Below are 19012 nucleotides of genomic sequence, written 5' to 3'. Positions count from 1 at the left end.
ATCTTTTGAAGTGCAATCGAAGCCGGCCCGTTTGGCGCACGGGGCGCGCATTAATCGGCACGGCGCGATATATTCCTGCTCGCATCCCGATCCCACCCAACCCGCTTATAGCATGCGTTTTTTTAGAGGCGCCGCCATCGGGCTTTTTGTGCTCGCGCTCGCGCATCCTACCGTACTTTTTGGCCAGTCCGACCGCCGGCCGCTCGACCACGACGCCTACGACGTCTGGAACCGCATCACCTCGCGGGCGCTCTCGAACGACGGCAGATGGGCACTGCATACGCTGGCGCCGGAGGACGGCGATTCCCGCCTCGTCGTGGACGCGCTCGACGGCAACGCCTCGCATACGATCCCGTTCGCGGACAACGCCGCGTTCACGGAGGACGCGCAGTACGTGGCCTTCCTCATCAAACCGCCGCTCGATTCCGTCCGCGCCGCCAAACGCGCCGGCAAAAAGGGGGATGACCTCCCTCGAGACGATCTCGGCCTGCTGGACACCGCGACCGGCGCGGTCGTGCGCATCCCGGGCGTGACGTCCTATAAGCTGCCCGAAAAAGCCGCCGGCTGGGTCGCGTACCTCCTGGCCGACGCCCCCGAGGCCAGCCCGGATTCGGCGAAAACCGACACGACCGCGGCGAAGCCTTCGTCCAGTAAAAAGGAGCGCCAGGCCGGCAAGCCCCTCGTGCTTCGCCGTCTGGAAACGGCGGACGAAACCGTGATCGACGATGTGCTCGCCTATGCCTTTTCTCCGGACGGCCGCTGGTTGGCCGCGGCCACCGAGACGAAAGACGGCTCGCACGACGGCCTGTCGGTGATAGAAACGGCCACGGGCGTCGTGACGCCCATCCTGGCCGGCCCCGGCGACTACGAAAAACCGGTGTTCGACAAGGCCGGCGAGCAGCTCGCGTTTTTGTCGAACCGCGACGACTTCGACGCCGATCAGCCCGGCTTCACGCTCTACCGGTGGACACCCGCCGGCGGCGTCGAGGCGCTGGCGGCGGCGGACTCCGCGGGGATGCCGGCGGACTGGTGGGTGAGCGTGGATCGGGAGCCGGCGTTTTCCGAATCGGGCTCCCGCCTTCTCTTTGGCACTGCCCCCCGCCCCGCGCCCGAACCTGAAGAAGAGCCGCTCGATGAAGAGCAGCCCCGGCTCGACGTATGGAACTGGCGGGACCCGCTCCTCCAGCCGATGCAGCTGGTTCAGCGGGATCGAGAACTCAAACGCGCCTACACAGCGGTCGTGCTATTGGAAGCGCGCCGTATCGTCCAGCTGGGCACCGCCGTCGTGCCGGATGTCACGGTTGGTGACCGGGGCGATGCGGACGTGGCGATCGGCCTGTCGGATATCCCGTACCGCCAGCTGGTTTCGTGGGACGATTCCTATTACGATGCCTACCTCATCGATGTCGGCACCGGCCGCCGCGAGATGGTGGCGATGCAAATCGGGTCGCGCGCCGCGCTGTCGCCGGCTGCGAAGTATGTCTACTGGTGGGATGGAAAGGCCCGGCACTGGTTTGGCCGGAGCGTCGAGGGCGGTCGTGTCGTGAACCTGACGGCCGGCATCCCCTTTCCGGTCGACGACGAGACGAACGATCGTCCGATGGCGCCCTCCCCTTACGGCTCGGCGGGCTGGTCGACGGACGACGCGGCATTCCTCGTGTACGACAAAAACGATGTCTGGTCCGTCGACCCCGACGGCCAGGACGCACCGGTAAACCTCACCGCCGGCCTCGGGCGGGAAGCGCACCTGCGCTTGCGCGCCATCCGGCTGGACCCCGACATGCCGGCCGTCGATCTCGCCGCGCCTATCCTGCTGAGTGCATTCGACGAAACGACGAAGGACGGCGGCTTCTACCGGCTCGACGCCCGCAAAAGCCAGCGGCCGGCGCCGCTCGTCATGGGAGGATGGCGCTTCGGCACGCCGGTGAAGGCGCGCGACGCGGAACGGTTGCTGTATTCCCGCGAGAACTTCGGCGAATTCCCCGACCTGTGGGCGAGCAATCTCAGCCTCGGCGACCCGCGCAAGGTCAGCGACGCCAATCCGCAGCAGGCCGGCTATCGCTGGGGCACGGCGGAACTGGTTTCCTGGACCTCGAATGACGGTCTGCCGCTCGAAGGCATCCTCTACAAACCAGAGGATTTCGATCCCTCGAAGAAATACCCGATGATGGTCTATTTTTATGAGCGGATGTCGGACAACCTCAACGCCCACAACGCGCCGGCCACCAGCCGCTCGTCCATCAACTTTACGTTCTACGCGAGCCGCGGGTACCTGGTGTTCGTGCCGGACATCGTCTACCGGATCGGATACCCCGGCGAGAGTGCACTGAACGCGGTGATCCCGGGCGTGACGAGCCTCATCGCGGCCGGCTTTGTCGATCCGGAGCGGATCGGCGTCCAGGGGCACAGCTGGGGCGGGTACCAGATCGCCTACATGATCACGGAAACCAACATCTTCCGAGCCGCCGAGGCCGGCGCGCCCGTGTCCAACATGACGAGCGCCTATGGCGGCATCCGGTGGGAGACAGGCATGAGCCGCATGTTCCAGTACGAGCGCACCCAGAGCCGGATCGGCGGGACGCTCTGGGACTACCCGCTCCGCTACATCGACAACTCGCCCCTGTTTCAGGCGGACAAGATCGAGACACCCCTGCTGATGATGCACAACGACGCCGACGGCGCCGTGCCGTGGTACCAGGGCATCGAGTTTTTTGTCGCCCTCCGCCGGCTCGGGAAGCCGGTCTGGATGCTCAACTACAACGGCGAACCGCACGGCCTCCAGAAATACCCGAACAAACGCGACTTCGCGATCCGGATGCAGCAGTTTTTCGATCATTACCTCCTGGACGCCCCGGAGCCAGCCTGGATGAGCGAGGGCATACCCGCCACCATGAAGGGAAAAACGCTCGGTCTCGAACTGGAGACCGCGAAGTAGTTTGAGCCTTGCCTGTTGCCTCGTGGCTCGTCATCCCCGATCAGGTTGGGGATGACGAAAGGAAAAGAAGTGCTATTCTCACCCGTAACCTGCAACCTGCCCTCCATGCCCTACTTCATCGGTATCGACAGCTCGACGACGGCCACCAAGGCCCTGATCATGGACGAATCCGGCGCAGTGGCCGGCGTCGCCTCGTCCGAATACCCGTACGATACGCCTCGCCCGCTCTGGAGCGAGCAGGACCCGCATTACTGGTGGAAGGGTACGGTCGACAGCGTGCGCGCGGTGATCGGAAAGACAGGCATCGACCCGAAGGAGATCGCCGGCATCGGCTTGACGGGACAGATGCACGGCCTGGTGCTGCTGGATGCGCACGGCGAGGTGATCCGGCCGGCGCTGCTCTGGAACGATCAGCGCACCGGCGCTGAGTGCGACGAAATCCGCGAGCGCGTGGGCAAAGAACGGCTGATCCAGCTCACCGGAAACGACGCCCTGACCGGCTTCACCGCCCCCAAGGTGCTCTGGGTGCGCAACAACGAGCCGGAGCATTACAGCCGCATCGCCCAGATGCTGCTGCCGAAAGACTATGTCCGCTACCGGCTCACAGGCGACTACGCCACCGACCGCGCCGGCGCCGCAGGCACGCTCCTGCTCGATGTCCGCAGCCGCGACTGGTCGCCCGACGTCCTGGAAGCACTCGACATCCCGCGCCACTGGCTGCCGGACACGCATGAGGGTCCGGAGATCACCGGCCGCGTTTCCGCCGACGCGGCGGCGGTGCTCGGGATTCCCGCCGGCATCCCCGTCGTGGGCGGGGGCGGCGACCAGGCGGCGCAGGCCGTCGGCGTCGGGGCGGTCGAGGAAGGCATCGTGGCGCTGACGCTGGGGACGTCCGGCGTGGTGTTCGCCAGCGCGAACCAGCCGGCGATCGAGCCGGAGGGCCGGCTGCATGGTTTCTGCCACGCCGTTCCCGGCAGATGGCACATGATGGGCGTGATGCTCTCGGCGGCGGGCAGCCTGCGCTGGCATCGCGACACCATCGCCCCGGGCATCGATTTCGAGGAACTGGTCACCGCGGCAGCCGACATCCCGGAGGGAAGCGAAGGCCTGCTCTTCCTGCCCTATCTGACGGGGGAACGCACCCCGCATCCCGACCCGTACGCGCGGGGCGCCTACGTCGGGCTGACCGTCCGACACACCCGAAACCACATGACGCGTTCGGTGCTGGAAGGCGTCGGTTTCGGGCTGAAGGACAGCTTCGAGCTGCTACGTACCTCGGGGTTGCCGGCGCCGCGTCAGGTACGCATCTCGGGCGGCGGCGCAAAGTCCGCCGTCTGGCGTCAGATCCTGGCCGACATCCTCGGGGCAGAGCTGGTGACGGTGAACACGACCGAAGGCGCGGCCTACGGGGCGGCGCTGCTGGCCGGCGTGGGCGCCGGCGCGTGGCCGGATGTCGACACCGCCGCCCGGTCATGCATCCGGATCACCGGAAGCACCCCCTGCCGCGAAGAATCCGTGGCCGCCTACGCGCTCTACTACGACCAGTACCGGGCGCTGTATCCCGCGCTGAAACCAATCAACGACACGCTGTCCGGTATGGCGTGAAGGGATGGGGGGATGCGGGATGTTGGATGCAGGAAGCGGGAAGTGGGATGCAGGAAGTTGGATGCAGGATGTTGGATGCAGGATATTGGAGATATCTCGAGTACATCCTGCATCCTGCATCTTGCATCCCCCTAAATCTTGCATCCCCCCACCCCCCTACATCCCGCGTTCCTGCCGGCCGATGACGCGCTCGAGGAGGCGTTTCGTGGCGCGGATTCCCTCGGTTTCGGGCAGGGCGGTGCCTTCGTATTCGATGCCCACCCAGCCTGAAAAACCGTGGTGCGCGATCACGCCGGCCATCCGTGCATAGTCGATGCTCGTCTCGTTGCCGGCCTCGTCGAAGGCGTACGACTTCGCGCTGACGCTGCGCAGCGCAAACGGCATCATCTCTCCGACCCCGAGATACCGGTCGTAATACAGCCCGGCCTTGCCGACGGGCGTGGGGCCGCCGTATTCATCGGCCGGGTACCAGTTGCCGAAATCCGGTAGCGTCCCGACGTTGGGGAGATCGACCGATGTCATGAGGCCAGCGAGCCAGTCGCCGTGGCTCGAAAAACCGCCATGGTTCTCGACGAGTACGGACAGGCCCCGCCCGGCCGCCTCTGCGCCGAGACGGCGGAGGCCGTCGGTCATGCGCTGCGTCTGTTCCTCGGCGGAGCCGTCGCTGCGGGCGTTGATACGGATGGCGTAGCACCCGAGCGCGGCGGCGACGTCCAGCCAGCGGAGGTGCCGGTCGACGGCATCGGCCTGGAGACGCGCATCGGCGTCGCCGAGCCGGCCGCATACATCCACCATGATCAACAGGCTCTGCACGCCTTCGCCGTCAGCACGCCGTTTGAGTTCGGCGACGAATAGGTCCGACGGCAGAAAAAACTGGTTGACGTATTCGACGGCATCGATGCCGAAATCGCGTCGGGCGACAACGGGGAAGTCGAGCGGGTGCAGCGCTCCGGAAAAGATCGTGCGATGCAGCGACCATTCGGCCAGCGAGATGCGAAGTTCAGGTTGGATGGCAGGGGCGTTCATGGATCGGGACGGAATGACGGATGGAAGATCGACCGGATAATACGCATCTATTTGTGTTGCCAGCGATCTTTCGGCTCCAGCACGCCGGCGGGCCCCGATCCGATCAGCCATGCCCGTGCCGCCGCATCCCCCTTGAGATACGTGTCCAGAAACGCCGTGCTGAGGGCGAGGATGACCCGGTGGTGATTCGGATTGCGCGAAGCCCGATCGCGAAGCCGCGCGCTGCTCGAGAAGGCGGAATGCGCCGCGCCGTCGAGCACGACCTCGTATTTATCGCCCGGGGGCAGCGCCGGGTACACGGCCAGCCGGTCGCCGAGCTCGATGTCGCCGATCGGCGCGGTATCTTCGGTCCCCGTCATCAACATCCAGGGCGTCTGAACCGCTCCGAACGCGGCCTCCGGACTCCCGCGCCGGGGGGCGCTCGGACTGAAAATGACCGCCGCATCGATCCGGGCATCTCGGGCGTCCAGAGACTGCCCCGGGAAGGCCTGCCCGCTCACGGCCTGGGTGGTGATGGCGCCGAACGAATGGCCGGACATGGCGACATGCTCCAGATCCAGCCGGCCGGCGAGTGGATGCTCGGGCACACGCTGCCAGGCATGCAGCTGGTCCAGCACGCGGTGTACATCCTGAATGCGGAGCTTCAGGTTTTCGGCGTTGGCAGCCTTTCGCGCGTCCTTCAAGGCCTGCCTCGCACGCTTTCCCTTCCACACGCCCTCGTCGCTCCCCGCATGCTGCATAAAGACGACGACATACCCTCGCGCCGCCCAGTGCTCGCCCAGATAGGCGCCATTTTCACGCGATCCGCCGAGGCCGTGGCTGAACAGCACCACGGGGGCGGGCTGGCGGTCGGCCGGGAGGTAGACCCGCATCGGGATATCCCGGCTGCGCGCGTCGTCGCGGATCATCAGATCGACGAACGAAGGATCGGCGCCTGCAGGACGCGCCAGCGGATCGTACCGCGATTGGGCGATCGAGTCATGAGGCGCAAAGAAGAGGATAACGATGTAAAAGATGGCCAGGCGTTCCATATGCGTTAAGGCGTTCGTTCCACAGCAATGCACGCAGTCGTTACCGACATGCCAGATATATCCCCATGCGCAAATCTGGGCCGCCAGTGCCCCCTGCGTCGCAACAAACCGCGTGGAGGCTTTGCGGCCCGGGCTGGCGATGGATTTATCCGGCAATCAGATCGGCTTCCGGCGCCGGCGCGGGTTCGGCCGGGCGGTCTTCGCTGTCGTCGCCGCCTCCCCGGTTGCGGTTGCGAAAATAGACCAGCAAAAGCAACGTAATCAGCGCAAGCCACTGAAGCTGCAAGCGGAGAACCGGCCATTCGATGCCGATGGACTCGGCCGTACTGTGTTCGTCGAACCGGAACGATTCAGCGAAAAGAAACCGGTACGTCAGCGAGACGCCGGCTCCCGGCTCGGCGTCGTCTGTGTAAGCGCTGTTCGATACCGTCGCGATGCGTTGCGGAGGAAAAAGGAGCATCCCGATAGCGATCAGGAAGCCGGCGAGCAGGGTATGGCGCTGATGGACGTTCAAGTGGATGGAGCGGCTGGGTTAGCGCATCATAAAGAAGGGGATGTGGGCGGCGGGATGTCCTGTCGAAAAATGGGCGGCTTGAGCGCGTTTCGCGTTCCCCGGTTCCCTTCTTCCGTCGCAGGTAATTAAGCGCACTCGGAGGAAATGCGCCATCCGGCGCCGTGGCGCACGCCAGAGGACGCAGGGGGTGCGCCAACAGGGCCCCATGGCGGCGCGCATTCGACCATAGCGGCTGCGCGGCAGACGCACCGGCGGGGCCGGCCGTTGAGGTAATTTACCCACGTCAACGGCAACAACCCCCCTCTGCCCCGATGTCCACTTCCGAACGCACCGCGCTTACCGTACGCCACTCCAAAGCCAAGCAGGCGCTCAAGCAGCTCATCGACGTCGTCGTCGTGCTGGTTTCGATGCCTTTCTGGCTTCCCATCTGCGCGGCGATCTACTTCGCGATCCTGATCGAAGACCGCAAGAATCCCATTTTTCTGCAGGAGCGGGTGGGCAAGGACGGCCGTGTATTCCGCACCTTCAAGTTCCGCACCATGGTGCCGAACGCCGAAGCCGTATTGAAACAGGCCCTGGAAAACGATGCGGCGCTCCGTGAAGAGTGGGAAACGTTCTTCAAGCTCCGCAAGGACCCGCGCATCACCCGCATCGGCGCGCTGCTGCGCCGTACGAGCCTGGACGAGCTGCCGCAGCTCGTCAACGTGCTCATCGGCGACATGGTCATGGTCGGTCCGCGTCCGCTGCCGGCGTACCACCAGGATGCGCTCCCCACGGAAGTCCGCGAGCTGCGCAAAGCCGTCAAGCCGGGCATCACCGGGCTCTGGCAGGTGTCGGGCCGCAGCGACTCAGGCATCGAAGGCATGAAGCAGTGGGATCCCTACTACGTGCGCAACTGGTCGCTCTCGCTCGACCTGCAGATCATCGTCCGCACCATCGGCGTCGTGCTCACCCGCCAGGGAGCGTATTGATTAGCGATTAGCGATTAAAGAATAGAGAGGGGAATTATCGCAAAAGGCAAAATCGATCATCGCAAAACGCCTCCCCTCACCAATCGCTAATCCTTGTTCTATAATCGCTAATCGCCAGATCATTGAGCAGCGACCAGGGAATCGCAAAACGCTTCCCCTCACCAATCGCTAATCCTTGTTCTATAATCGCTAATCACTTTCCCCCATCGCTTTCAGCGTACCCAGATAGGCGACCAGGTTCACCAGTTGCTCGCGTGACAGCGTGCGTCCGAGCGCCGGCATCAGGGACTGGCCCATGGCCTCCTTGCTCGCTACATCGGTCACGGAGTAGCTGTTCGTCCGCCCGCCGACTTCCCGAAGCCGGATTTCGTCTCCCGACTGGTTCAGGATGTATCCCGCCGCTTCGCTCCCGTCTTTGAGTTTCAAAACATACCCCTCGTAGCCGAAGCCGATGCCGGCGTCGGGGAAGAGGATGGCCGTGTAGAGCGCCTCCGGCGTGAGTTTGTCGCCGATTTCGGAGAGACCTGGGCCGAAATCGACGCCCTCGCCATGGACGACGTGGCAGGTGCTGCACATCGTGGCGAACACGTCCGCCCCGGCGGCGGCATCGCCCTGCAGGTCGACCAGTTCGTCGATGGCCGGCAGCGGCTCGCCGCCCGTCCCGGCCGGCGGGGTAAAGTACTTTTCGGCCCCGACGCGCCGACGGCTGTCGTTCGAGGCGAACAGGATGCTGGAGGCCGTCGCGTTGAGTTCTTCCGGAAACGTGCCCGCCTCGAGCAGGGCCAGCATGCGGTTTTCTCCCTGCCAGCCCGGCCCGAACCGTTCCAGTGCGCGCCGGCGTACATCAAGCGGCAGTTTTTTGTCCATGAAGATGGCCTCGAGCGTGCCGCGCGATCCGCCCGAGCCCACGCCGCCCAGCATGGCGATAATGGCGGAAGCCCGCTCCGCATCCGCCGTTGCGATCGCAGAAAGGATCCGTTCACGGCCGCCCAGATCGATCAGGATGCGGCCGGCATCCTTGCCGAGTTCCTCTCCCGGATTGTCCAGCGCCATGGCGAACAGCGTCTCACCCTGATCCGCGAGCTTAAAGCGATCGACCATATCGAGGAACGCGCGCGTGCCGCGCACCTCATCGAGTGTGGCATAGATGGCCTTCCGCGTCGCCGGCTGCTTCAGGGCGTCGTCGCCGGCGAGATGCTGGAGCGCGAGCACGCGAATCCCGAGCTGATCGGCATGATTCGCGGCCAGAAGCCCGGTGAGCAGCCCCGACTTGGCCGGACTGTCCGGGTGGAAATCGAGCGCGCGGAAATAACGGAGCCGCTCGGTGTCCGATGTTTTGGGCGAGAGGATCAACTCCGACAGCATCGGCAGCGCGGCTTCGGCGCGGGAACGCCAGACGATGTCGCGGCCGGCGGGCGTATCCCAGTTTTCGAGATTCTGCTCGCGCCAGGCGCCAAAAAAGGCATCCCACTGGCGGTCCGCCGCAATCCCGAGCGCCTCCAGATACCACCGATCCGCACCGTCGTGGTGCGAGGCCAGACGGGCCCAGAGCGCCGGCGCCTCGGGCGAGGTATTGTGCCGCAACGCGATCGCCGCTTCCCGACGGATCTGGGCGGATGGGTCGTCCGCCAGCTGGCGGATATAGGGGATGAGATCGAGATCCAGCTGCCGCGCGAGCCGCAGACCGGCGATACGGATGTCTTCGTTCTCATCCGCCAGCGCGCGTTCGACGGTCGCCGACCCCTGATTGTCGATCTGCCCGAGGAGCCACAGAGCGCGGGCCTGCATGCGCGGATTCGGGTCGTCGAGCATCCGCGTCAGCGCGGGTTCGGCCGCCGCGCCCATGTCGTGGAGCGCGTTCCACGCCAGATACCGCGTGGCCACATTAGGACTTTTTAATGCAATAACGGCTGACTCGGGCGTGATCAGGTCGACCTTCGGGACCGCGTACCGGGAGCCCGGGGGCGCAATGCGGTAGAGCCGGCCTTTTTCGAGGTCGCCCACGTGGTGCCCTCCGACACCCGGGTCGTACCAGTCGGCCACGATCAGCGACCCGTCGGGCGCCACGGCGACATCCGATGGCCTGAACCATTGATCGTGCGTTCCCTTCAGGATGTTGACGATCTCGGCGGAGTAACCGGCGCCGGATTTTTTGACCGGGTACGAACGCACGACGTTCGGGCCGGCGTCGGTGTGGATCATCTGATCCCAGAAGACCTCCGGCAGGAGCCGCCCCTCGTACATCGCCATGCCGGTCGGCGAGCCGGCGCCGGTCTGCAACAGGTTCGGCACCACGCCCGGATCGTTCAGGTGCCAGTGGCGCAGCGGAATCTCGTCTTCCCATCCCGTGCGCCGCTGCCGCCAGTCGGCGCCGGTCATCTCATCCCGGAAGCCGTAATTCCCGTACTCCATCACAAAGTTGATCCGCGTGCCCCGGTTGCCGTCGTCGTCGTTGTCCGACTGCCACAACGTACCGAAGGCGTCGACCACCACCTCGTAGTTGTTGCGGAAGTTATGGCCAACCACCTCGAAGTCCGACCCGTCCGGATTCATCCGGAACACCATGCCCTGGCGATACGGATTGCCGTCGCCCACGACCTCCTCGCCGGAGGCATCCACGATGGGCTTCCCGTCGGCATCGAGTAGCTGCTCGCCGGCGTTGCCGAAATTAAAATAGAGCCGGCCGTCCGGTCCGAACGTGAACGCATGGACGCCGTGGTCGTGCTGGACGCCCTTGATGCCGGAGAACAGCACCTCCTTCTTGTCCGCCCGATCGTCCCCATCTTCATCGGTAAACACAAAAACGTTCGGACTCACCGAAACGAACACCCGGTTGCCGAACACGGCGATTCCGATCGCGGCGTTGATGTCGGTGCCTTCATAAAAGACCTTGCGCGAATCGGCCACGCCGTCTCCGTCCGTGTCCTCAAGGATGAGGATGCGCTCTTTTTCCTCGCGCACGGGATTCTGGGGATTCAGATGGGGCCGGTAGTTGATCCCTTCGCAGACCCATACCCTGCCGCGCGCGTCGATGTCGATATTCGTCGGATTCGCCAGCATCGGCTCCGCGGCAAACAGCGTCGCCTCGAGACCGGGCGCCACTTCGAGGCCATCGAGGGCATGCTGGATTTCACGGTGCTGTTCCGGCGTCAGGGTCTCCCCGACTGTCTTGACGACGAGGCCATATTCGTTGACGACTTCCGGCTTCTTGCACGAGAATCCGATAAGGCCTATTGCAATAACGGTTAACACGGTACGGGGGCGCATGGCTGATCTTCGCTAAGGTTTAATCCGACGGAAACGCCAACTTAAGAAACACCGGCCAATATTATGTATATTCGCGGCCGCAAGAAGTGGTGGGAGATGGGCATCGGTCACTGGGCATCGGTCACTGGGCATCGGTCATCCGTCACTGGTCATTGGGACGTACCCAGCATCCCGCATCCTGCATCCTGCATCCCGCATCCCCCTCCCCAACCCTCCCAACGCCACGCCGTGATCCAGATAGACGACGCCCTGACGCCCTCCGCGCTGCTGCCGGCCATCCAGCGCATGTGGGCCCTCTCCGCCGACAAAATCGACCGTATCGCCGCCTCGTTCGACGTGTCCCGCGGCGCACCCGTCTTCACCATCAACGGACGCTACACGGCGCGCGGCTGGACGGAGTGGACGCAGGGCTTTCAGTTTGGCGGCGCCATTCTGCAGTTCGATGCGACGGGCGAGGAGCGCTTTCTGGAGATGGGCCGGCGGCAGACCGTCGACCACATGGCCTCGCACGTGACCCATATCGGGGTGCACGATCACGGGTTCAACAACGTCAGCACCTACGGCAACCTGCTCCGCCTGATGAGCGAATCCCGGCTGCCGGCCGACGCGTGGGAGCGCCGTTTCTACGAACTCGCACTCAAATGCTCCGGAGCCGTCCAGGCGGCGCGATGGACGACCCTGCCGGACACCGGCGGCTACATCTACTCCTTCAACGGCCCCCATTCCCTGTTTTCCGATACCGTCCGCTCCCTCCGCGCGCTCGTGCTGGCGGACCGGCTCGGGCACGCGCTCATGGGCGAAAACGACGGGAAGATCAGCCTGTTGGGGCGCGCGATCGGGCACTTACGGAGCACGTCGCGCTACAACGTCTACTTCGGCGAAGGCCGCGATCATTACGATATCCCCGGCCGAGTCGTCCACGAAAGCATCTTTAACCTCAACGACCACCGGTACCGCTGCGCGAGCACCCAGCAGGGCTATACGCCCTTTTCCACCTGGACGCGCGGCCTCGCCTGGATCGTCTGCGGCTACGCCGAACAGCTCGAGTATTTCGCGACCCTGCCGGACGACGCGCTGGCGCCCTACGGCGGCCGCGCCGAGGTCGAGGCTCTCATGCTGCGTACCGCCCGCGCCACGGCCGACTTCTACCTCGAGCATACCCCCACCTGCGGGGTGCCGTACTGGGATACCGGGGCCCCTGGCCTGGAGCGCCTGGGCGACTACCTGAGCCGGCCGGCCGATCCGTTCAACCACCAGGAGCCGGTCGACAGTTCGGCCGCCGCGATCACGGCGCAGGGTCTGCTTCGGCTCGGCGCCTACCTCAACGGCAAGGACGCCGGCGCCGGCGATCGGTACCTCCAGGCCGGCCTCACCGTGCTCAAGACCCTCATGCAGGCGCCCTACCTCAGCGAAGACGCCCGTCACGAAGGCCTGCTCCTGCACGCCGTGTACCACCGCCCGAACGGCTGGGATCATGCGCCCGATGCCGACGGCGTGCCCCGGGGCGAATCGTGCATGTGGGGCGACTACCACCTGCGAGAACTCGCGCTTTACGTCCAGCGCCTGGCCGAAAAGAAACCGTATCTGACGTTTTTCCGGATATCGGCATGATGCGCGTCGCGCGCCCCGTTTGTTGAATCGCCCCTGACTAGTTCCTCCGAGACATGTCCGACGCCCCCGCACTCAGCCGGCTTTGCATCCATACCATCACGACCAAACCGTGGCCCATTGAAACGGCGATGGACGCCTATGCCCGGGCGGGCGTCGGCGGCATCTCGGTCTGGCGCGACGCGCTCGACGGGCGATCGGCGACCGATACGGGCCGGCGCATCCGGGAGGCCGGGCTGTCGATCGTATCGCTCGTCCGAGGCGGGTTTTTCCCCGCGCTGGATGCGGCGGACCGGGAACGCGCCATCGACGAGAACCGGCGCATCGTCGACGAGGCCGCCGCGCTCGGGGCGCCGCTCGTGGTGCTCGTGTGCGGCGCGGCCATCGGGCAGTCCCTCGACGCGTCGCGCCGGCAGATTCAGGAGGGGATCGAGGCGGTGCTGCCCCACGCGCGCGCGGCCGGCGTGAAGCTGGCGATCGAGCCGCTCCATCCGATGTACGCCGATACGCGCTCTGCCGTGGTGACCCTTGAGCAGGCCAACGACCTCGCCGAGGCCATCGGCGACGACCATGTCGGCGTGGCGGTCGATGTCTACCACCTCTGGTGGGATAACCATCTTCAGCAAGAAATCGCCCGGTGCGGCGCGCAGGGTCACCTGCATGCCTTCCACGTCTGCGACTGGCGCTCGCCGACGCGCGACATGCTCAACGACCGCGGCCTGATGGGCGAAGGCTGCATCCCGATCCGCCCGATCCGCGGCTGGGTGGAAGAGACCGGCTTTGACGGATTCATCGAAGTCGAGATCTTCTCCACCGCCTACTGGGCGATGGACCAGCAGCAGTTTCTCGACCACATCGTCGAGGCATATCGCCAGCACGTGTGACGGCAGCCCCTCACGCACTCCCTAGCCATTACCCGCATCCAAACCAACCTCAACGCCATGTCAAACGTCCATAAAGTCGGCATCATCATGAACGGCGTCACCGGTCGGATGGGCACCAACCAGCACCTGATGCGATCGCTGGTGGCCATCCGGCGCGACGGCGGCATCCCGATCAATGAGACCGACGTCATCATGCCGGAGCCGCTGCTCGTGGGCCGCAACAGCGTCAAGCTGGAGAACCTCGCCCGCCAGGCCGGCATCTCGGCATGGAGCACCGACGTCGCCAGCACGCTGAGCGACCCGAACTACCCGGTCTACTTCGACGCCCAGACCACCACCCGGCGTGTCGAGGCGGTGCGGATGGCGATCGCGGCCGGCAAGCACATCTATTGCGAAAAACCGACGGCCATGACGGCGAAAGAGGCGTACGAGCTGTATCTCTACGCGAAGGAGGCCGGCGTCAAACACGGCGTGGTGCAGGACAAGCTCTATCTGCCCGGACTCGTCAAGCTCAAGACCCTGATCGACAGCGGCTTTTTCGGCGAGATCCTCTCGGTCCGCGGCGAATTCGGGTACTGGGTGTTCGAGGGCGACATCGTGCCGGCGCAGCGGCCGTCCTGGAACTACCGGCTGGAGGACGGGGGCGGCATCCTCGTCGACATGCTGTGCCACTGGCGCTACGTGCTGGACAATATCTTCGGCGGCGTCAAGTCGGTGTCGTGCCTCGGCGCCACGCACATCAAGCGCCGCTGGGACGAGCACGGCAAACCGTACGCCGCCACCGCCGACGATGCGGCGTACGCCACGTTCGAACTGGAGGGCGACATCATCGCCCACTTCAATTCGTCGTGGTGCGTGCGACCGCGCCGGGACGACTTGCTGACGGTGCAGGTGGACGGCACGAAAGGCTCGGCGGTGGCCGGCCTCCAGCAATGCTGGATGCAGCCCTACGGCGCCACGCCCCGGCATACGTGGAATCCGGATATCCCGAACCCGATCGACTTTTACGCCGGCTGGACCACCGTGCCCGATCACAAACCCTACCCGAACGCCTTCCGCGCCCAGTGGGAGCTCTTCCTGCGCTACATCGTCACCGACGCGCCCTACCGGCTCGACCTGCTTGAGGGCGCCAAGGGCGTCCAGCTGGCGGAGAAAGCGATGGAGTCGTGGAAGAAGCGGGCCTGGGTCGACATTCCGAACCTGAACGAGGAATACGCATGAGCCGGGTGGCATTGATCACGGGCGGCACGCGCGGGATCGGGCTGGGGATAGCCCACGCGCTCGCCGCGGAGGGGTACGACCTCATGCTGTGCGGTCGCCGGCCCGCCGCGGAGGTCGTCCCCACCCTGACCGAACTCGGCGCCCGGGGCATCCGCGCCGCCTACCAGATCGCCGACATGGCGAACGCCGCGGAGCGCAGCGCGCTGCTCGAAAAAACACGCGAGACCTTCGGGGCGCTTCACGTGCTGGTGAACAACGCCGGCATGGCGCCGCGCGACCGCCGCATGATGTTGGATGCCACGGAGGAGAGCTTCGAGGAAGTCCTGCGCGTCAACCTGCAAGGCCCCTACTTTCTGACGCAGGCCGTGGGCAACTGGATGATCGCGCAGCGGGCCGCGGATGCGGCGTTCAGCGGCTGCGTGATCAACGTCAACTCGATCTCCGCCACCGTCGCATCCATCAACCGGGGCGAATACTGCGTCTCCAAGGCCGGCCTCGCGATGGCCTCGCAACTCTGGGCCGTGGCCCTCGCGCCGCACGGCATCCCCGTGTACGAACTGCGCCCCGGACTGATCAAGACCGACATGACCGCCGGCGTGACCTCGAAGTACGACGCCATGATCGAACAGGGCGCCCTGCTCGAGCCCCGATGGGGCACCCCGGAGGACATCGGCCGCGTCGCCGCCATGCTCGTACGCGGCGACCTGCCCTACGCCAGCGGCCAGGTCCTCACCCTCGACGGCGGACTCACGATGCCCCGGTTATGAGGGCTGGATCCCCCACGGCCGAGCCCCCTCGTGGACCGGCCATCAGAGGAAGCGGACCACCGTTTGGGTTCGCGCTCCTGATTCACCCCTAGCACGATGCCCCTACCATCGCCCATGCTCTCCTGCCAGAAGTCGCTTTTTAACCTGCCGGCCGACATCCATTACCTGAACTGCGCCTACATGTCTCCGCTGATGCGGGACGTCGAGGAGGCCGGCATCGCGGGTATGCGGATGAAGCGTGCGCCGCACGTCGTCCAGCCCGCTGATTTTTTTGAAACGGCGGGGGCCGTGCGCGGCCTGTTCGCCGGCCTGATCGGCGCCGCCGAGCCGGAGCGCATCGCACTCGCGGGGTCGGCCTCGTACGGGATCGCGACGGCGGCTCGGAATCTGCCCGTCGGCGAGGGACAGACGATCGTGGTGCTGGAGGAGCAATTTCCGAGCAACATCTACAGCTGGCGCCGGCTCGCCTCGGAGCGGCGCGCCGGCGTGGTGACGGTCGATGCCCCGCCTGTCGGCGACGGCCGGGGCCGGCGGTGGAACGAGCGGGTGCTCGAGGCGATCGAGGCGCGCACGGCCCTCGTCGCGATCCCCCATGTGCACTGGGCGGACGGCACCCTGTTCGACCTCGAGGCCATCGGCGCGCGCTGCCGGGACGTGGGCGCGGCGCTGGTGGTGGACGGCACCCAATCGATTGGCGCGCTCCCGTTCGACGTCGCCCGCATCCAGCCCGACGCGGTGGTGTGCGCCGGCTACAAATGGCTGATGGGTCCCTACAGCACCGGCGTCGCCTATTTCGGACCCCGGTTCGACGACGGCGTCCCGCTGGAGGAAAACTGGATCGGCCGCAAGAACAGCGAGCAATTCGGCGGACTGGTCCGCTACCAGGATGCCTATCAGCCCGGCGCCATCCGGTATGACGTCGGCGAGCGCTCGAATTTTATCCTGCTGCCGATGCTCAAGGTAGCGCTGGAGCAGGTCGTGGCCTGGGGGCCTGCGGCGATCCAGGCCTACGACGCGCGGCTCATGGGTCCGTTCGTCGCGCTCGCGCGCAGCCTGGGGTGTTTTGTGGAGGCGGACGACCGGAGCGCCCATCATCTGTTCGGACTGCGGCTGCCGGCCGGGGTCGATATGGATGCCTTTGCCGCCACGTTGCGCGCGCGTCAGATCAGCGTATCGGTCCGGGGCACGGCCATACGCATCTCCCCCCACCTGTATAACGACGCCGCCGATGTTGCCGCGCTGTCCGAAGCGCTATCGACGACCTTGCAGGCCGGCTAGACGCCCGGCCTCCTCGATGCGATGTTACCCGGGAAGAATGGGGGTTGGCCTGAACCCTTTCGCCGGCTGACGCATAGCAGGCATGGGCTTTGAACCTTTTACCTGCATCACGTTCAATCCCCATACATGGCCCTGAAATCATCATGAAACGCCTTCCTGCCTCGTCCGGCGCTGCGCTGATCGCCTGCTTTGTACTCTTTTCTGTACACCTCGCCGCCTCGGCGCAGCCGGCCGTGACGGACATCCTGGATCGCCTCCAGGCCCGCTACGACGAAGCCACCACCCTCCAGGCCGACTTCAGCCAGCATCTTACGACCCCCGACGGAGAACATCTGCCCGGCGTAAGCGGGAGCCTGCTGCTGCGGGGCAATCAGTATCGGGTGGATACGGACGCCCAGACCTTCGTCACCGACGGGCAGACGACCTGGATTTACAACCGCTACGAAAACCAGATCCTGGTCAATGACTACGTAGAGGATCCGTCGACCTTTTCGCTGAGCGATTTTCTCTACGCCTTCGACGAAAACTATGAAGTCCTTGAGACGTCTGAGGGATATCTCGATGGCATCAAACATGAAATCCTGGCGCTTCGTCCGCGCAGCGACGAGTCCTTTTTCCGAGAGGTCACCCTGTGGGTGCGAGATACAGATAGCGCAATCACACGTCTTCGCGTCATCGATGTAAACGAGGCGGAGCTGGAGTTCAGCCTGGAGCACCTGGTATTCAATCCGCCACTCAACGGCAACCCCTTCGATTTTGCACCGCCGGCCGATGCCGAACTCATCGACCTGAGGTCGGAATAGCGATTACCCCCGCAGCAACCCGCCCATGAAGCGCATTTTGTCCTATGGTATCAGCATCCTCCTTGGCGGGGTGTTGCTTTATCTTGCCTTGCGAGGCATGCCGCTCGCGGAGCTGGGCGAAGCGCTGCGTCATGCGCACTATGTCTGGATCGTGCCGCTCATCGCGGTGATCCTGTTCAGCCACGCCATGCGCGCCTATCGGTGGAAATTGCTGATCGAGGCGCTACCGGAGCGGGGCGTCGAGACAGGGGCTTCCACGGTCTCGTTTAAAACCGCCTTCCTCTCCGTCCTGATCGGGTACCTCGTCAACCTGGCGACGCCCCGGCTCGGCGAGGTGGTCCGCTCCGCCAACCTCGCCCGGCAGGAAAAAAAGCGCATCAGCGGTGTGATGGGGACGGTCGTCATCGAGCGCCTGCTCGACTCCGTCGTGCTGCTGGCGGCGATCGGCGTGACGCTCGCGCTGTACATCGATCAGTTCGGCTTTTTTGACGAACACGTGTTTCAACCGCTATGGAGCGGCCTCAAGCGGTTTTCGGTCGGCGGCTATGCCCTGGTCGCCGTGGTGGGGCTCAGCGCCGGCGTGGCGAGCGTGCTGGCCCTCCGCGCGGCTCGGCGCAGCGACCACCGCCTGATGCGTCGCGTCCGCGGAGCCGCCATATCCTTTCGGGACGGCATCTACACCCTCCACCGCTCACCCCGCCAGTTCGCGATGATCTGGACGACGGTGCTCATGTGGATGGGCTACGTCCTGATGGCGTACCTGCCGTTGCTGATGCTCGACCTCCCCGCGAAATACGGGTTGAGCCTGCTCGACGCCTTTGCCATCATGGTGTTCGGTTCGCTCGGCATCGCCGTGCCGGCTCCCGGGGGCACCGGCTCGTACCATTACATCACGAAGATGGCCCTCGTGCACGTTTTCGGCATGGACGGCGGCGACGCGATCGTCTATGCAGTGCTCGCGCACGGCATCCAGCTCATCTTTTATGTGGTGATCGGCGCCATTGCCCTCGTCATGCAGGGCGTATCTTGGCAGGTACTTCGCAAGGATGCGGTTGAAACTCCGCAGAAAGCGCTGTAAGCTGCTCGGCGAAACGTTCATCGG

Annotated in this window: 14 protein-coding genes; 10 read left to right on the top strand and 4 right to left on the bottom strand. The window is 65.1% G+C overall.

Going from position 1 to position 19012, the window contains the following annotated elements; translation table 11 throughout:
• The first annotated feature begins 112 nt into the window (after positions 1-112).
• Entirely contained in the window at positions 113-2935 is a 2823-nt protein-coding gene (locus R2834_13860) for a prolyl oligopeptidase family serine peptidase (protein MEZ4701417.1), read from the top strand.
• A gap of 105 nt (positions 2936-3040) precedes the next feature.
• Positions 3041-4540 carry a xylulokinase gene (gene xylB / locus R2834_13855; protein ID MEZ4701416.1) on the top strand — a complete coding sequence of 500 codons (1500 nt, stop codon included), beginning with the start codon at positions 3041-3043 and terminating at the stop codon, positions 4538-4540.
• A gap of 156 nt (positions 4541-4696) precedes the next feature.
• On the opposite strand, the gene R2834_13850 is transcribed toward xylB, so the two are convergent.
• The 3 genes from R2834_13850 to R2834_13840 all read right to left on the bottom strand — a co-directional run bounded on the left by R2834_13850 (position 4697) and on the right by R2834_13840 (position 7111).
• Positions 4697-5566, bottom strand: a complete 870-nt coding sequence (locus R2834_13850; GenBank protein MEZ4701415.1) for a sugar phosphate isomerase/epimerase family protein — start codon at positions 5564-5566, stop codon at positions 4697-4699.
• Positions 5567-5613: 47 nt separating this feature from the next.
• On the bottom strand, positions 5614-6597 hold the full coding sequence (locus tag R2834_13845) for a hypothetical protein (protein ID MEZ4701414.1): 984 nt from the start codon (positions 6595-6597) through the stop codon (positions 5614-5616).
• 145 nt (positions 6598-6742) lie between these two features.
• On the bottom strand, positions 6743-7111 hold the full coding sequence (locus R2834_13840; protein ID MEZ4701413.1) for a hypothetical protein: 369 nt from the start codon (positions 7109-7111) through the stop codon (positions 6743-6745).
• 311 nt (positions 7112-7422) lie between these two features.
• Between R2834_13840 and R2834_13835 the strand changes: the two genes are divergently transcribed.
• Positions 7423-8082: a sugar transferase gene (locus R2834_13835; GenBank protein MEZ4701412.1), complete on the top strand. Its 660-nt coding sequence runs from the start codon at positions 7423-7425 to the stop codon at positions 8080-8082.
• 189 nt (positions 8083-8271) lie between these two features.
• Here the strand turns inward: R2834_13835 and R2834_13830 are convergent, their stop codons facing one another.
• Entirely contained in the window at positions 8272-11349 is a 3078-nt protein-coding gene (locus tag R2834_13830) for a c-type cytochrome (protein ID MEZ4701411.1), read from the bottom strand.
• Between the two features lie 228 nt (positions 11350-11577).
• On the opposite strand from R2834_13830, the gene R2834_13825 reads away from it, so the two are divergent.
• The 7 genes from R2834_13825 (at position 11578) to R2834_13795 (ending at position 18988) form a co-directional block, all read left to right on the top strand.
• Entirely contained in the window at positions 11578-12960 is a 1383-nt protein-coding gene (locus R2834_13825) for a hypothetical protein (GenBank protein ID MEZ4701410.1), read from the top strand.
• A gap of 53 nt (positions 12961-13013) precedes the next feature.
• Positions 13014-13841, top strand: a complete 828-nt coding sequence (locus R2834_13820) for a sugar phosphate isomerase/epimerase family protein (GenBank protein MEZ4701409.1) — start codon at positions 13014-13016, stop codon at positions 13839-13841.
• A 57-nt stretch (positions 13842-13898) separates the two neighbouring features.
• Positions 13899-15062 (top strand): Gfo/Idh/MocA family oxidoreductase, encoded by a 1164-nt coding sequence (locus R2834_13815; GenBank protein ID MEZ4701408.1) that lies wholly within the window; start codon positions 13899-13901, stop codon positions 15060-15062.
• Complete coding sequence (locus R2834_13810) at positions 15059-15829, top strand: 3-ketoacyl-ACP reductase (GenBank protein MEZ4701407.1); 771 nt, start codon at positions 15059-15061, stop codon at positions 15827-15829. Before R2834_13815 ends, R2834_13810 begins: the two co-directional genes overlap by 4 nt.
• Before the next feature lie 96 nt (positions 15830-15925).
• A complete protein-coding gene (locus R2834_13805) occupies positions 15926-17107 on the top strand; it encodes an aminotransferase class V-fold PLP-dependent enzyme (GenBank protein MEZ4701406.1) in 1182 nt (393 codons plus the stop codon).
• 143 nt (positions 17108-17250) lie between these two features.
• The gene (locus R2834_13800) at positions 17251-17910 is read left to right on the top strand and encodes an outer membrane lipoprotein carrier protein LolA (protein MEZ4701405.1); all 660 of its coding nucleotides are present in this window, start codon (positions 17251-17253) and stop codon (positions 17908-17910) included.
• 25 nt (positions 17911-17935) lie between these two features.
• Positions 17936-18988, top strand: coding sequence for a lysylphosphatidylglycerol synthase transmembrane domain-containing protein (locus tag R2834_13795; GenBank protein ID MEZ4701404.1), 1053 nt, complete (start codon positions 17936-17938; stop codon positions 18986-18988).
• Positions 18989-19012 lie beyond the last annotated feature (24 nt).

This window comes from Rhodothermales bacterium (assembly GCA_041391505.1).
Classification (GTDB): domain Bacteria; phylum Bacteroidota; class Rhodothermia; order Rhodothermales; family JAHQVL01; genus JAWKNW01.
The sequence above is the reverse complement of the archived record's forward strand: the minus strand, read 5'-3'. Positions and strand labels throughout refer to the sequence as shown.